A 14,506-nucleotide genomic window follows, 5' to 3' on the forward strand; every position below is an offset into this window, starting at 1 on the left:
TCATTAGAAGTGCAATATAGAGACTTAACTTTCTTATTTGTAGCTAGTATTACACCATTTTGATCAAAAATCTTTCCTCTTTCAGCTGAAGAAGTTGCGATAGTAATTGAAATGAAGTTGATTTTTAATAAAATTAGTAAAATCAAACCTACAATAGAAAGAAACGCAAATAATCTCCATCTTTTTGTATGTAACATATAACCCTCCCTTATGTAGCCTACTTCATCTTATATTTAATTGTTTTTTTGTAAATGTGGAACAACTTTATTGTTTAGGTTGTCTATTAAGTATTACAGCATGAAGAAAGGAATAATTAGTATGAAAAATTACTAATAAGTCTATTTATAATTTTAATATGAGTCATTATACAGTTTAGTATTTCTAATGTAAGCAACAAAAAAATAGAGAGAAAAATAAGAAAGGCGATTTATCAATTACTGGGCTGTATCCTACCCCAAAAACAAAAATTTTATCTCTTGACAGTTATTTATGTAAATTCAACTCGTATTTTTGAATGACATGACGATTTTATCTTATTCAGCCTTGTTTAAAATTACTTCCCTAACGAATAAATCCTACATCTTTTGCGAGCCTTTGAAGATCCAAAGCTCGATTGTTGTATTAGTAATCACTATATAAAATGCATATGTACAAAATTATATTCATAAAAACAGAGGTGTAAAATGAACATTATTTTCAATTTAATTGCTAGTTATGCGATTCCTACGATACTACTCACACTCTTGTTACTATTTGTATTTGTTTTTAGTTATTTTGTAGTATACAAAAAGATATGTAAAAGAGAAAAAAAACTAACTGTAAAACAAATTATATTGTTTGTTTTAATAACAGGATACTATTCCCTTGCATTATCAGCTACTTCACTTGGTCGTTCAGATGATATGGCCTTTGCAAGAACCATTGATTTTGATGTACTTAGTATTTATAAAAAAGCATGGAATACATTTTCATTTACTTCCTTTTTCCATATCATTGTGAATATAGGTATGCTTTTTCCTTTAGGAATTTTATTCCCTTTATTTAGTAAGGTTTTTCAAAAAACAAAATGGATGTTAATCATCTCAATTATAGCAAGTTTATTGATTGAAATTCTTGAATTTACACTGCAACGAGGAAGTATGGAACTAGCAGATTTACTTCATAATACTTTAGGCATGATGTTAGGATATTCTGTGTTAAACATAGTTCTTATATTTTTGAAAAAAAATGAAACAGATACAAAAATAATTAAATATTTATATCTGCCCATTACAGTAAGTTTCGTCGCACTCGGAATAATGATTTCGTATCAAATGAAGGAATTTGGAAATATGCCTATTGATCCCATTGCAAAAAATGATATGTCTCAAGTTACTATAAAAACATCAATAGAGTTAAAAGACGCAGAGAAAAAAATGCCTGTTTACAAATATTACGGTACAAAAAAATCACATGTTCGAGATGTTGAGATTCTTTCTCCAAAGGAAGCATTTCAAAAACTGAAACAAGGAGAATTTGATTCTATTGGATCTTTCAAAGCAGGTGATACATTATTCATCACAAAATATAATATAGATTACTATACTGATACAAAAGGCTTCTCACAGCCTATATATGTTTTTAAAGTTCACTTAAATGATAGGGATAGTTGGTTTCAACCTATTTCCGCAAAGAAATAACGTAAATTTGGTTTTGTTTCAAAGCTTTTTAAGAAATAAACAGAGACCTGAATGTATGAAGAAATATTATGAAGGGCATGAGGATTGGTATGAAAATGAGACGGAAGCAATTAAGCAACGATATGAGTGGTTAGAAGAAACTTGCCGACTTGAAATGAAATCGTTTGAAGAATTGCAATATAAACGAATTACTGGAACGGATGGAGAAAAAAGATTCATTAATGACATTGATGATTATTTTAAACATTATGGTATAGAAACTTATGATATGGATTGGGTAGAAAAAGAATGTGTAAACGTGACGTTCTTCTTCATTTTAGATGAAGCTAAACAGTATCAAAAATATTATCCTCATAATCTTGGGAAATCAAGAGTATCTTGTACAGCTCTCCTTATACCTAATTATAAATGTTTATGTTCAATCTTAGATTTCCTGCTTGGAGGAATAAAATGATCTTGAACAAAGTTTATATAAATAATCCTACAAACCATTGCAATATAAAATACTGCACAAAAGAAGATTAAAATGTATTTAAATGTCTTGTTTATATTGGTACCTTCCTAAAAGGAACTAATTTGGATTTTAATATTGTATGTAAAAAGGAAAGGATAGTTGAACAGGAGAGTATACCTGTTTACATCTATCCTTTTTTACAACAATATGACCACATTTACTACTACAACAAATTTTCATATAGTTATTGAACTATTTTTTGAATAACTAAATTAACCTTTTTGTTAACTTTAATTACGAATAAATGGTCCCCTTCACCTTCAATTGGATCAACTACATCTTCATTAAAAGATTCAGCATGTTGTCTACCATGTCTATTAAACTAACAGTTTTTATTTTCCCTAATTCTTTTCCATACCTAAGGTACCCAAAAGTCCACTGGATTCCCGAGGCTACTATCCACATTTGTGTCTCTAAAAAGACTTTTTGTGCCACTAGACGTAACTGTAGATTCCTGAACAAGAAAAATCATGAAAATACACACAAAGTTAGATTATCATCCATTACATTACTGTTTTGCTTCGTTCGAATAGAAAAGCTCGGAAGAACGCCACTTGTTCGATATCTCCTCAATGTGATAAGGTGTCGTTCTGCAGCATCCGCCTATTAAACGTGCACCTGCTTGGTACCATTCTTCAGATTGAATATCCAACGTGTTACATTGTTCATGACCATGCCATGTTTTTGTTTCTGGATTATAAGTTTCACCAGAGTTTGGATAAACAATAATTGGTTTTTTTGTGTTTGCCCGTAACTCTTGGATTGCACCAGTCACAACAGTTACGGGTGCACAATTGATGCCTATCGCTACAATTTGTTCACTTTTCTCAAAAACTCGTGCACACTCCACTAGTTTCATACCTTCACTAATCTCTTTCTCATTTTTTAGCGAAAAGGAAAGCCACGCATATGTTTCTGGAAACTCACGCAATAATGTATCTAATACTCTTGCTTCTTGCAGGCAAGGGATCGTTTCAAATGCCAATAGATCTGCACCTGCTTCGATTAACGCAGACATTCTCGAACGGTGAAAGTCTGCTAATGTTTTATCTGTCACAACATAGTTACCTACATACTCTGAACCATCTGCAAGGTAAGCTCCGTACGGCCCAACTGATGCAACAACCAATGGTTTAGGCCTATTCGTTTGCGTATTTTCCTTCCAAAAATCATCTCTTGCCCTTCTTGCAAGTAACACCGTTTTCTTAATTAATTCCAAAGCTTCCTGTTCTTGTATTCCACGCGCGGAAAACCCACTAATAGTAGCTTGATAGCTTGCTGTTATGGCACAGTCTGCTCCAGCACGAAAATAGTCCGAATGCACCTGATAAATTAGTTCCGGATTTTCTAGTAACACACGTGCCGACCAAAGGGGATCGTCCAAATTACATCCATGCGCCTCCAATTCAGTAGCTAATGCTCCGTCAAGAAGCATAATGGAATGTTGGGATAAAATAGCATCAATTGGGTTGATTTTGTTCGACATAATCTACACCCCTCTTTTTTAGATTTTTTGTTAGATAATAACTTCCATAGCAAAACAAAATAAACGGTATGCCGCAATATAAGGCAATTCTCTGTGTTGGATCGAATGCAATTCCAATACACGATGCCAGACAAAGGATAAAAGAAGCAATTGGTACTAATGGATATAGTGGTGTGCGATAAATCAAGTCCTTTTCAGAATTTCCTTCTTTCAAAAATTGTCTGCGAAATAGGAACTGGGAAGCGCTAATACTCATCCAAACTATAACTACTGCTAGACCGGAAATGGAAACAAGTACGATATAGACAGTATCTGGTGCCACAATACTTGAGAGCAAAGCCAAAGCTCCACCCATCATACTGAAAATGACGGCGTTGATTGGAACACCTTGCTTCGTCATTTTCCCAAAAATCGGGGATATCGTATTCTTATTAGCAAGCGACCAAAGCATTCTAGAAGAGGCATAAAGGCCTGAGTTTGCCGCAGATAAAATGGCTGTTAAGATAACGAAATTCATTATGTCAGCTGAATATGGCACCCCAATTCGTTCTAGAACTGCAACAAAAGGGCTCTCTAATACCCCTGCATCGGAAATAGGCAATAACGCAGATAAAACAACAATCGTTCCTACAAAAAAGATGATCAATCTCCACAGAGTAGTTCGAATGGCCTTCGGTATTATTTTTTCTGGGTTCGCTGTTTCTCCAGCTGCAATGCCTATTAATTCTGTTCCCGAAAAAGCAAAATTAACCGCAAGCATGGTCATCATAATGGCCGTAGCACCATGAGGAAATAAACCTCCACTTGTAAAATTAGAAAAGAATGGTGCTGCTTTTGAATGAGTCATTGGAAGAAACCCTAGCATTGCCGCTACTCCTAAAACAATAAAAATCACAATAGCTATAACCTTTATCGATGAAAACCAAAATTCGGATTCGGCGAAAAATTTAACAGTCAGGACATTTAATACAAAGATCAAAATGGCAAAAAGAGCACTCCATACCCAAATATTAACCGATGGAAACCATCGCTTCATAAGTAATCCTGCGGCTGTAAATTCAGACCCTAAAGCAACAGTCCAAGTTAACCAATACAACCAGGCTACTGTATACCCTGTACCAGGTCCAATGTATTTAACTGCATAACTATGAAATGCGCCCGTTTCAGGCATATGTACGGAAAGCTCGCCTAAACATAGCATAACTAGATAAACTACTAGCGCACCAATCAGATAGGATAGAATTGTTCCAAACGGGCCAGCTTGTTGAATAGTGTAACCCGAGCTTAAGAATAAGCCAGTTCCAATCACCCCACCAAGTGATAGCATGACTAAATGACGTGCTTGCATTTTCCTTTGAAATTCTCTCCCATTTTTGTTCTCCATTTCTACTCTCCTTTAGTTACTATCCAGAAAAAACAAAAACGCACTCTAAAAAAGAGGGCGTTACTGACAAATAAAAACGGAAGCTCTCATCTATCAGGATTATCACCCGCTGGAATTAGCACAGTGTCTACTTAAGCAGACCTGTTGCTGAGGTTTCATAAGGCCAGTCCCTCCACCTCTCTGGATAAGAAATATTTTTTTATAACCTTATCAATCCATTTAATAACTGTCAAGATAATTCTGTTTTTTAAAAAAATATCTATTATAGAAATACAAAAAATAGAGTATTACTATAACTGCAACCCACTCCTTCTCGGGTATTATTTAAAAATCGAACATACAAAACCTGATTTATTTATGATACGGTTCACAAGCACTTCCTCAAAATTTAATGCACTTCTAAATATCTTCTTACTTCTTTGGCTATGGGGTCACCATACATAACCATCAACTCAGGTGATTTTAATACCCTCAAATATCAAAAAAACGTTATCTTTTCTAAACAAGCTAAATTAGAAAGGATGATGTTTTCTTATGAACCTCTCGATTCAAGATGAATTATTACCATTTGCAGAATAATTACAACGATATGTTACACCTGTATTCTTAGAAGAACTTGCAAGGGAAATAGGATTTATAAGGCGAAGACTTAAGTTCTCTCGATCAGAATTAGCTGCTATTTTCATTTGGATTAGTCAACGGGCGGCAAGTGATTCCTTGGTTCGATTATGAGTGGGCTTCATGCAGCGGCAGGGCTTAGCCCTGAGGGACTTAATAAAACTCCTGTTGAAGTTTCTAATTGACTACAAAGTTGAGTAATAGAGGTAGTAGCGGTTTGTTGATTTAACCATACACACAAATATAAAAAATGATGCCCATGGCACTTGCGTTTTCATTTCATTCCGCCTGCTTCCTATAGCTAATTGATTAAGTGTAGTGGGAGACATATATCGATATAACTCTTTAGCAAATAAAGACAACTTTTGTTTTTGATAAATATTTATAAAAAGCACGTCACCTTTTCTCATTAACATAAGTGAATAGTAACGTGCTTTTAACTTCAAGAATAGTCTAAATCCTTAAGTTGATGGATGTGGGGTACCACCACATGCCCATCAAGCTAAAAATGGATTTTCTATGAAATTCCATTTTTTTGTTGTGCCACTATTACCGTTTCTGTTTCGTTATCAGATAAGCTCAAATTTCTTCCGCATCTTAAAGTGGAACAAATTTATTACTTAAATTGTCTATTTAGTACCCTTTTTAAATATGAATATATTTCTTAAAGTGACTTCAATAATTTTAAGTAAATCAAAAGGAGAATTGAAAGGCAGGAGAATATAGCATGTCAGAAAATTATCGTTCTCGAGAGGAGCGACGACAAGTTAAAAAGAACAAACAGCCAGCAGCTAAAAAACAAAAACCAAAAGGCAAGATATCATTTTTTCGTAAGTTTTTAATTAGTTGTTTATTAGTTGGTATTGTAGGGTTAGTCACAGGGGTTGCTACTTTTTTCGTTATGATCAAGGATGCGCCAAAACTCGAGAAAGCAAAACTTGTTAATCCGTTATCCTCAAAAATTTATGATAAAGATGGGAAATTGATATATGAATATGGGAAAGAAAAACGAACGAATATTATGTATGGTCAAATTCCTAAGTTAGTAGAAAATGCGTTTTTAGCGACAGAAGATGCACGTTTTTACGAGCACAGTGGCGTAGATTTTAAAGGTACTGCACGTGCAGTTTTAGTCAGCCTAAAAGGGGATTACGGCTCTCAAGGTGGAAGTACGATTACGCAGCAAGTTATTAAAAATTATTTCTTATCGATGGAAAAAACGTCAAAGAGAAAGGCACAAGAAATATATTTAGCGTATAAGCTAGAACAACAGTATTCAAAACATGAAATTTTAGAAATGTATTTAAATAAAGTTTACTTAGGTAACCGTTCATACGGAATTGCAACAGCAGTACAAAATTACTATGGTAAGGAATTGAGAGATTTAACACTACCAGAAGTTGCAATGCTTGCTGGCTTAATGAAAGCGCCTAATAACTATGATCCAACGAAAGAACAAAATATCAAAAAAGCAACAGAAAGAAGAAATGTTGTACTTCAATTAATGAATCGACATGGTTATATTACAAAAAAGGAAATGGAAGACGCATCAAAAATTCCAGTAACAGAAGGACTTAAGAAAGCAACTGAACAAAAAGAAATGCCATATCCTGCTTTTATGGATGCGGTTGTGAAAGAAGTTGAAAAAGAAATGCCAGATGCAAATATTGGATCTGACGGTTTAGAAATTTATACAACATTAGATCCAAAGGCACAGGATTTTGCGGACAAGCTTTTAAATAGCGGTATTATTAATTATCCAAATGAGAAATTCCAAGGGGCTTTCACATTTATGGATACGAAAACAGGAGAAGTACGTGCAATTGGTAGTGGACGTGGTGAAAATAAAGCTGTTTTTAAAGGACATAATATTGCAATTGAATTAAATCGCTCAGCAGGTTCCACGATGAAACCAATTTTTGATTACGCTCCTGCAATTGAATATTTAAAATGGGCTACTTACCATCAAATTGATGACTCTCCATATAAGTATTCAACAGGACAAGAAGTTAGAAATGCAGATAGAAAGCATTTAGGACCAATTACAATGCGTGATGCATTGAAAACTTCCCGAAATATCCCGGCTATTAAAACTGCAAAAGAAGTAGGAATTAATAAATCAAAAGCTTTCTCTGAAAAGCTAGGTATTACATTTAATGTAGCACCGACCGAATCAACAGCGATTGGTACAAATGAAGCGTCACCAACTGAAATTGCAGGCGCTTATGCGGCATTTGGTAATGATGGTAAGTACACGAAACCACATTTTGTTAAGAAAATCGTTTATCCAGATGGTAAATCAAAAAGCTTTGAGCAAAAGCCAAAACGAGTTATGAAGGATTCTACAGCATATATGATTACTGATATGCTTCGTACTTTTGTTTCATCTGGATTGGGTACAGCAGCTAATATAGGTTCTTTAGATGTAGCCGGTAAAACAGGGACAACAAACTATTCTTTAGAACAAATAGCACAATATAATCTACCAGAAAGTGCTAATCGTGATAGTTGGTTTGCTGGTTATACACCACAATATACGATGGCTGTATGGACCGGATATACAAAGGATAGTAAAGATGATTATATTAGTAGTAAAAATACGAAAATAGCTCAATTGATTTTTAAAGAAATGATGAGTAAGTTTGCTACAGATAAATCGCAATTTAAAATGCCGAACAGTGTGGTTCAAGAAGATAGCGAATTACGTATTAAAGGTGAGAAGCGTGATACTTCTCCAAATGCGAAAATAGCCAATACGACTGAACAGCCAAATGAAAATAAGCAAAAAGAAAAGCAAAAGAAACAAGAAGAATTAAAGAAACCAGAAGATCAAAAGCAAAGTGAGCCAAACAACGGTAGTGGCGAAGGAAATACAAAACCGCCAAACAACGGTAGTGGCGAAGGAAATACAAAGCCGCCAAACAACGGTAGTGGCGAAGGAAATACAAAGCCGCCAAACACCGGTAGTGGCGAAGGAAATACAAAGCCGCCAAACAGTGGTAGTGGCGAAGGAAATACAAAGCCACCAAACAATGGGGAGGGTCATGGAACGCCAATGCAACCAAGTAATGATGGGAATTCAGGAGAGAATCCAGCCAATAATGGTTAATAAGTAATATGAAAATATTATTGGTCCTTTGCAAATTTAAAAAAAGCATAAATATATTAGTAAATGAGGAACAACGTTTAGGAAGTAGCTAGTAGTCGTTGAAGTACATGGTAAGTCGAAAGGGTGAAGTCTCTTTATATAGTACCTTTTAAATGAAAAATGCGCTATTCTTTCTACAGAATTATAGGAAAGGATGGCATTTTTCTATGTATTTATCGATTCGAGATGAATTTCACTTCTTTGGTGAATCTCTACATATTCTTCAACAACTTGCAAACAAGACAGGTCGTTATATTAAACTACGTGCATTAAGCGAGGTAAACAATAATCCATGGACAAGTGCGGCTGAAATCAATGTATTTGGAGTGACTCAATGATATATTTGTAAGTAGCTATTTAAATCATTGATACACTATTTCAAAAGGTTATCATCTGCTGAGAGTTCCGTTCGGCATTTGATAACCTTTTTATCCTATACTAGTCAATATGTAAAAGAAAACCTCGGATTGATAAAATTCACTTTCTTAGTTTAATAGTGAAACCCGTTCGGTTGTATTTCATATTCAAATCTTTCAATTACCTAAACTTGAACTTGCATAAAATTAGCTTGATAACGATACCACTGTATACATTATAAATTGCTAATTTTTACATAATTGTGTACAAAATTTCAAGTTTTATTTTGTCTATTTTTTCTGAATAATACATATTGACAAAATAACGGCGGCAATATAGAATTGGTTTTGTTCACTGGTGAACATTTTACAGGGTTTTTGTTTAGTGTTATTTTTATTAATCTTATATAACATCAAGATATCCTAGCTCCTTTGTATGTAGTTTGATATATTATCAGTTATTTAAAATCAATAAAACGGTTTATATTGATAAAATTATTTAAAGGGATGATTGTATGACAAATGCTATAGCGATAAGAAATGTTCGAGAGTTTAGTTCTCACCCATTATCTTCTAATTGTGCTGAAATATTTAAACGTAATAATCATGCATTAATAGGTATTAGTCCGTTTAATAGTAGATTTTCAGATGAATATATTAATAGACTCATTAAATGGGCATTACATACTTTTGATGATGTTAGTGTTTTATTAGCTGGAAAAGAAGCTGCAAATTTACTTGAGGCTTTAGGAACACCAAAAGGTAAGGCGGAAAGAAAAGTTAGAAAAGAAGTATCTCGAAATAGAAGATCAGCTGAAAAGGCGCTTAAAGAGCATGGTGGTAATGTAAATGCTATCCATACTTTTTCTGATTTTAATGACAACAATGCATATAGCTGCATGAGGGCAGAAGCAGAACATATTTTTTTAAGCGAAACTGATTTTCGAAATGCTTGCTTAGAAATGTCACATGCAGCCATTTTAGGTAGGGCAAGGGGTACTAATATAGATATTGATCAAATATCAAATGACATGCTAAATATTGCAGTAGAATATGTAATTGCAGAACTCCCATTTTTCATTGGTGGAGCTGAAATTTTAGGAGCTCAAGAAGCTGTACTTATTTATCATAAACCATGGGAGCTTGGTGAACAGATAGTTAGAAATGATTTTTCTATCAGGATGAAACCAAATCAAGGATATTTAATGGTACAAGAAATGGAAGATTTATCTTAGCAAATAGTAAGTATCCAATACAAGGGGGAAGAAATATGTCAAATACTATACAAACGGTAAATATATTAACAGAGGAATTTCAAGAAAATCCATATAAGTATTTTTCATACCTACGTCAGAATGACCCAGTACATTATGAACCTGAGATTGATAGTTATTTTATTAGCAGATATCAAGATGTCCGTAATATATTGAATGATACTGAAACATTTACAACAAAATCATTAGCTGAACGTGCTGAGCCAGTAATGCGTGGACCAGTATTAGCACAAATGCGTGGAAAAGAGCATGTAGCAAAAAGAAAAATTGTTTTAAGAAGTTTTATGGGAGATGCTTTACAAAAATTAATGCCCTTAATTAAAAAGAATGCCGAAGATTTACTATCTCCACACCTTCCAAATGGAAAGATAGATTTAATTAATGATTTTGGTAGAACATTTGCTGTTTATGTAACAATGGATATGATTGGATTAGATAAGAAGGATCATAAGAAGATAGGTGAATGGCATAGCGGTGTAGCTGAATTTATTACCAGTATAAATCAACCACAAGAGGCAAGAAAACATTCTCTCTGGTGCAGTGAACAGTTAGCTAATTATTTAGAACCGATTATTAAAGAGCGGCGGTTAAACCCACAGGAAGATTTAATTTCTAAATTATGCAGTGCAAAATATGAAGGAATAGCTATGACTGATACTGATATTCTAGCATTGATTTTAAATATATTATTAGCTGCAACAGAACCTGGTGATAAGACTCTTGCTTTATTAATCTATAATTTAATTAACCAACCGAAACAACTGCAAGATGTATTAAACGATCGCTCATTAGTACCATTAGCTATTGCAGAAACTTTACGTTACAACCCACCAGTGCAATTGATTCCTCGTCAATTGTCAAAAGATACAGAAATAAATGGTATTCAATTATCCAAAGGAACTACGGTATTTTGTATGATTGGTGCAGCGAACCGTGACCCCAACGCATTTGAAAGACCTGATGAATTCAACATTTATCGTCCGGATCTTGATATTAAAAAGGCATTTAGTGGTGCTGCAAGACATCTTGCATTCGGATCAGGTATTCATAATTGCGTAGGAGCAGCGTTTGCTAAATCAGAAATTGAAATAGTTGTAAATGTAGTCTTAGATAATATGAAAAATATTAAATTAGAAGAAGATTTTCAATATGTTGAAAAAGGACTTTATACACGTGGACCTATTTCCATGCCTATTCTTTTTGATAAGTTAGTTTAAAAAAACATGGCTATTTTAATTATTAATATAATTCAATTTTTACTAAGGGGCTAAAACCCCTTAGTTTTTCTATTTTTATGAGAAGGTCAACATATATACCTTCTAAGCTGATATAACAAAAAATTAAATACATTGTTTCCATGCTTCTAAAAATTTTGTTACAACTTGTAACTCGTAATCATTAAATTGTTGGAATAACTCACTGTAACGCTCATGTGCAATTTTGTGTAACTTTTTATGAACAATGGCTAACTGTATTCCCTTATCAGTTAAAGTATAAAAGATTTCCTTCTTATTATCTGTATTTTGATGCGTCAATAAAATTTTATTATCAATAAGAACGCGAATAGCTTTAGAGATGGTTGCTTTAGAAATATTAAGTTCCATAGATAGTAGAGTGTTATTCATTTGTTGTTTACTCTCATGAATAACCGAAACAATATGTAGTTGCGTTAGAGTCCAATTTTTATTTATATTTTCATATTCACTAACTAATTCTTTTATCATCTCTTGAGATGCATATTTTTTCTTTTCTCTTGTTATGACAAAGTCTTCAATAGCTTTTAAGGTTTGTTCATGGACAAAATTTGTCATAATAATTTCCCCTATCTAGAATTATTGTTTACCGGTTAACAATATAAAGTTTACCAGTAAACAATAATCAGGTCAACAATTTTAAAAAAGGCTTTTATGCATTGAAACTAACTCTTTAATATAATAGGGCTTTATTAGGGTAAATTATGAAAAACAGATACATTAAAGGTTCTTACATAATTAGTTAAATTCCAATTTAGCAATTGACAATTGCTAAATGAGGATATAAAATCAAAATAGTTTACCGGTAAACAAAAACAAAATAGACAAAGAGGGGTAGAAACATTTAAATGAATAAGGGCATAAAACAGAAAATTTACGATAATTATCTACATTTGTTACATCTCAATGAACAAAAGGCAGATAAGGATATTGAGACTTTTTTTAAGCAAGCAAAACTGGAAGAAATAGAACATGTACCGACAAATATGACAAGTATACACGTAATTGCCTGTATTGGTGAGAATCAACCAATAAATAATATTACAATTGCAAGGAAAATGAATTTATCTAAAGCGAATATCACAAAAATTAACACCAAATTAATAAAAGAAAATTTAATCACTCGTTTTCAGTCAGTTGATAACAAAAAGGAGGTATATTATCAACTTACTCCGGCAGGACAATCACTTTGTGAATTACATCAGAAAATTCATGACCAGAAAGAAAATGAATTTTATCAGTTCGTTGATTCATTTTCTGAAATTGAACAAAACGCAATATTGAAGTTTTTACAAAATATAAACGATAAAATGTTGGGGAAATAAATTTATTATAACTTAAATAAATTAGCTAATTATTAATAATCTTTTAGGAGGGATAGCATGAACCGTGTTAAATCAAGTGCTTCTTTTCTTTTATATTTGTTGTGTATTAGTGCTTTTTTCGCTTCGTTAAATCAAAACATATATTCTCCAATAATTCCCATAATTCGGGATTCATTCCAAGTATCTATAACAATGGTTAACCTTTCCGTTTCCATATTTATTTTTATTACGGCAATTATGCAAATTGTTTTTGGTTCTATAATTGATTTTAAAGGTGCTAGGACTATTCTTATTCCGAGTATTATTTTAACAATTATAGCGAGTATTGGTTGTGCAATTACAAGTAACTTTACAGTATTTTTAATATGTAGAATTTTACAGGCTGTAGGGACAGCTGCAATACCACTTATTGCTGCAACTACAATTGGTACTGTATTTCAAGGAGAACAACGAGGAAGTGCAATGGGTACATATCAAACCATGTTATCCATTGCACCTGCTGTTGCACCTGTGCTAGGAGGTTTTATTGGGGAAAAATATAATTACCCAGGTGTTTTCTGGCTACTTGTGGCAGTCTCTTTAATTCTATTTGTAACTAATTGGATATATTTCCCTAAGGATCGTGTAGGAAGTAAAAAAGAATTGAGTGGGAAAACACTTATATCTCACTATGCTTCTATATTTAAAAGCAAAGTGGGCAGTTCCATATTAATATTAAGTTTCTTTGCATTTTTTCTTTATTTCTCCTTCATTGTTTACTTACCAATTTTATTAACTGATCATTATCAATTAAGTTTACAGGTAGTGGGTTTACTTTACTTACCAATGGCTATTAGTTTAATGATTGGCAGCATGACTTTTAAAACAATTCAATCAAGAATTTCACAAAAAAAGCTTTTTATAACTGGAAATGTAGTCTTAGCTTTGAGCGTTATATTATTTGCTGTTACACACTCGAAAACTTTAATTGGCGTAACAGTTGCTTTAATCCTCCACGGAATATCAATTGGTATCCTCACTCCTTTATTTGCTACTATAATTGCAAATGAATTTGAACATAATAGAGGAAGTGCAATGGGAATGTTTAACTTTATTAGATATATGGGAATGGCTGTAGGACCAATTGTTTCGGGATTATTATTAGCACATTTCAAGCCTACAGTTGTATTTGCTCTATTTGGCGGATTTTTTATCTTTCTCTCTTTTGGTATGCTTATACGGATTAGTAAGAGATCTATTAAAATTGTACCAAAACAAGAAGATCTAAAATAAGAAAATGATTTCATCATAAAGAATGAATAGTATATAAACTATACAGTTAAATTGTTATCCATAATAAAATTATGGTAAACCAAAAGCTGATCTTATTCATAATAAAAGATGAAATATATTGTTTCTTTTGTAATTTTGAATAAGGTAATTAAAAATTTCAATAAGAGAAATTATATTTAGTTAAGTAATAAAAAAGT

General features: G+C 32.9%; 11 protein-coding genes, 4 pseudogenes and 1 riboswitch. Of the genes and pseudogenes, 9 read left to right on the top strand and 6 right to left on the bottom strand.

Going from position 1 to position 14,506, the window contains the following annotated elements:
• Positions 1-197: pseudogene (locus BUA87_RS20690) on the bottom strand (penicillin-binding protein 2); the annotation flags it as partial.
• A 486-nt stretch (positions 198-683) separates the two neighbouring features.
• Between BUA87_RS20690 and BUA87_RS20695 the strand changes: the two are divergent.
• Together BUA87_RS20695 and BUA87_RS20700 are read left to right on the top strand one after the other, a co-directional pair.
• Positions 684-1,679: a VanZ family protein gene (locus tag BUA87_RS20695; RefSeq protein ID WP_072940577.1), complete on the top strand. Its 996-nt coding sequence runs from the start codon at positions 684-686 to the stop codon at positions 1,677-1,679.
• Positions 1,680-1,734: 55 nt separating this feature from the next.
• Positions 1,735-2,133: a hypothetical protein gene (locus BUA87_RS20700; protein WP_072940582.1), complete on the top strand. Its 399-nt coding sequence runs from the start codon at positions 1,735-1,737 to the stop codon at positions 2,131-2,133.
• A 244-nt stretch (positions 2,134-2,377) separates the two neighbouring features.
• Here BUA87_RS20700 and BUA87_RS31890 read toward each other — a convergent pair.
• The 3 genes and pseudogenes from BUA87_RS31890 to mmuP all read right to left on the bottom strand — a co-directional run.
• Positions 2,378-2,500, bottom strand: a pseudogene (locus tag BUA87_RS31890) (ATP-binding protein); the annotation flags it as partial.
• 201 nt (positions 2,501-2,701) lie between these two features.
• Positions 2,702-3,679 (bottom strand): homocysteine S-methyltransferase, encoded by a 978-nt coding sequence (gene mmuM / locus BUA87_RS20710; RefSeq protein ID WP_072940588.1) that lies wholly within the window; start codon positions 3,677-3,679, stop codon positions 2,702-2,704.
• Positions 3,654-5,063 carry an S-methylmethionine permease gene (mmuP, locus tag BUA87_RS20715; RefSeq protein ID WP_072940591.1) on the bottom strand — a complete coding sequence of 470 codons (1,410 nt, stop codon included), beginning with the start codon at positions 5,061-5,063 and terminating at the stop codon, positions 3,654-3,656. Before mmuP ends, mmuM begins: the two co-directional genes overlap by 26 nt.
• 83 nt (positions 5,064-5,146) lie before the next feature.
• A riboswitch (SAM riboswitch) is annotated at positions 5,147-5,254 on the bottom strand.
• 343 nt (positions 5,255-5,597) lie between these two features.
• On the opposite strand from mmuP, the pseudogene BUA87_RS20720 reads away from it, so the two are divergent.
• Positions 5,598-5,842, top strand: a pseudogene (locus BUA87_RS20720) (IS4 family transposase); the annotation flags it as partial.
• Here the strand turns inward: BUA87_RS20720 and BUA87_RS20725 are convergent.
• A pseudogene (locus tag BUA87_RS20725) lies at positions 5,821-6,067 on the bottom strand (IS4 family transposase); the annotation flags it as partial. The pseudogenes BUA87_RS20720 and BUA87_RS20725 sit on opposite strands and share 22 nt — an antisense overlap.
• Positions 6,068-6,408: 341 nt before the next feature.
• Here BUA87_RS20725 and BUA87_RS20730 point away from each other — a divergent pair.
• The 4 genes from BUA87_RS20730 (at position 6,409) to BUA87_RS20740 (ending at position 11,676) form a co-directional block, all read left to right on the top strand.
• On the top strand, positions 6,409-8,790 hold the full coding sequence (locus BUA87_RS20730) for a transglycosylase domain-containing protein (protein ID WP_072940594.1): 2,382 nt from the start codon (positions 6,409-6,411) through the stop codon (positions 8,788-8,790).
• Positions 8,791-8,996: 206 nt separating this feature from the next.
• Positions 8,997-9,167 (top strand): hypothetical protein, encoded by a 171-nt coding sequence (locus tag BUA87_RS31410; RefSeq protein WP_176524311.1) that lies wholly within the window; start codon positions 8,997-8,999, stop codon positions 9,165-9,167.
• Between the two features lie 533 nt (positions 9,168-9,700).
• Positions 9,701-10,420: a tRNA-dependent cyclodipeptide synthase gene (locus BUA87_RS20735; RefSeq protein ID WP_072940597.1), complete on the top strand. Its 720-nt coding sequence runs from the start codon at positions 9,701-9,703 to the stop codon at positions 10,418-10,420.
• Positions 10,421-10,455: 35 nt separating this feature from the next.
• Positions 10,456-11,676: a pulcherriminic acid synthase gene (locus tag BUA87_RS20740; protein WP_072940599.1), complete on the top strand. Its 1,221-nt coding sequence runs from the start codon at positions 10,456-10,458 to the stop codon at positions 11,674-11,676.
• Between the two features lie 123 nt (positions 11,677-11,799).
• On the opposite strand, the gene BUA87_RS20745 is transcribed toward BUA87_RS20740, so the two are convergent.
• The gene (locus BUA87_RS20745; RefSeq protein ID WP_061660837.1) at positions 11,800-12,270 is read right to left on the bottom strand and encodes a MarR family transcriptional regulator; all 471 of its coding nucleotides are present in this window, start codon (positions 12,268-12,270) and stop codon (positions 11,800-11,802) included.
• A 290-nt stretch (positions 12,271-12,560) separates the two neighbouring features.
• Between BUA87_RS20745 and BUA87_RS20750 the strand changes: the two genes are divergently transcribed.
• Entirely contained in the window at positions 12,561-13,037 is a 477-nt protein-coding gene (locus tag BUA87_RS20750; protein WP_061660836.1) for a MarR family transcriptional regulator, read from the top strand.
• A 57-nt stretch (positions 13,038-13,094) separates the two neighbouring features.
• Entirely contained in the window at positions 13,095-14,309 is a 1,215-nt protein-coding gene (locus tag BUA87_RS20755) for an MFS transporter (protein WP_072940602.1), read from the top strand.
• Positions 14,310-14,506: the final 197 nt, after the last annotated feature.

It is taken from the genome of Bacillus sp. bc15 (assembly GCF_900142585.1).
GTDB classification, from domain to species: Bacteria; Bacillota; Bacilli; order Bacillales; family Bacillaceae_G; genus Bacillus_A; species Bacillus_A cereus.

Coding starts and splice junctions, on each gene's coding strand:
- BUA87_RS20695 (WP_072940577.1), top strand. CDS start 684: ATGAACATTATTTTCAATTTAATTGCTAGTTATGCGATTCCTACGATA.
- BUA87_RS20700 (WP_072940582.1), top strand. CDS start 1,735: ATGAAGAAATATTATGAAGGGCATGAGGATTGGTATGAAAATGAGACG.
- mmuM (WP_072940588.1), bottom strand. CDS start 3,679: ATGTCGAACAAAATCAACCCAATTGATGCTATTTTATCCCAACATTCC.
- mmuP (WP_072940591.1), bottom strand. CDS start 5,063: ATGGAGAACAAAAATGGGAGAGAATTTCAAAGGAAAATGCAAGCACGT.
- BUA87_RS20730 (WP_072940594.1), top strand. CDS start 6,409: ATGTCAGAAAATTATCGTTCTCGAGAGGAGCGACGACAAGTTAAAAAG.
- BUA87_RS31410 (WP_176524311.1), top strand. CDS start 8,997: ATGTATTTATCGATTCGAGATGAATTTCACTTCTTTGGTGAATCTCTA.
- BUA87_RS20735 (WP_072940597.1), top strand. CDS start 9,701: ATGACAAATGCTATAGCGATAAGAAATGTTCGAGAGTTTAGTTCTCAC.
- BUA87_RS20740 (WP_072940599.1), top strand. CDS start 10,456: ATGTCAAATACTATACAAACGGTAAATATATTAACAGAGGAATTTCAA.
- BUA87_RS20745 (WP_061660837.1), bottom strand. CDS start 12,270: ATGACAAATTTTGTCCATGAACAAACCTTAAAAGCTATTGAAGACTTT.
- BUA87_RS20750 (WP_061660836.1), top strand. CDS start 12,561: ATGAATAAGGGCATAAAACAGAAAATTTACGATAATTATCTACATTTG.
- BUA87_RS20755 (WP_072940602.1), top strand. CDS start 13,095: ATGAACCGTGTTAAATCAAGTGCTTCTTTTCTTTTATATTTGTTGTGT.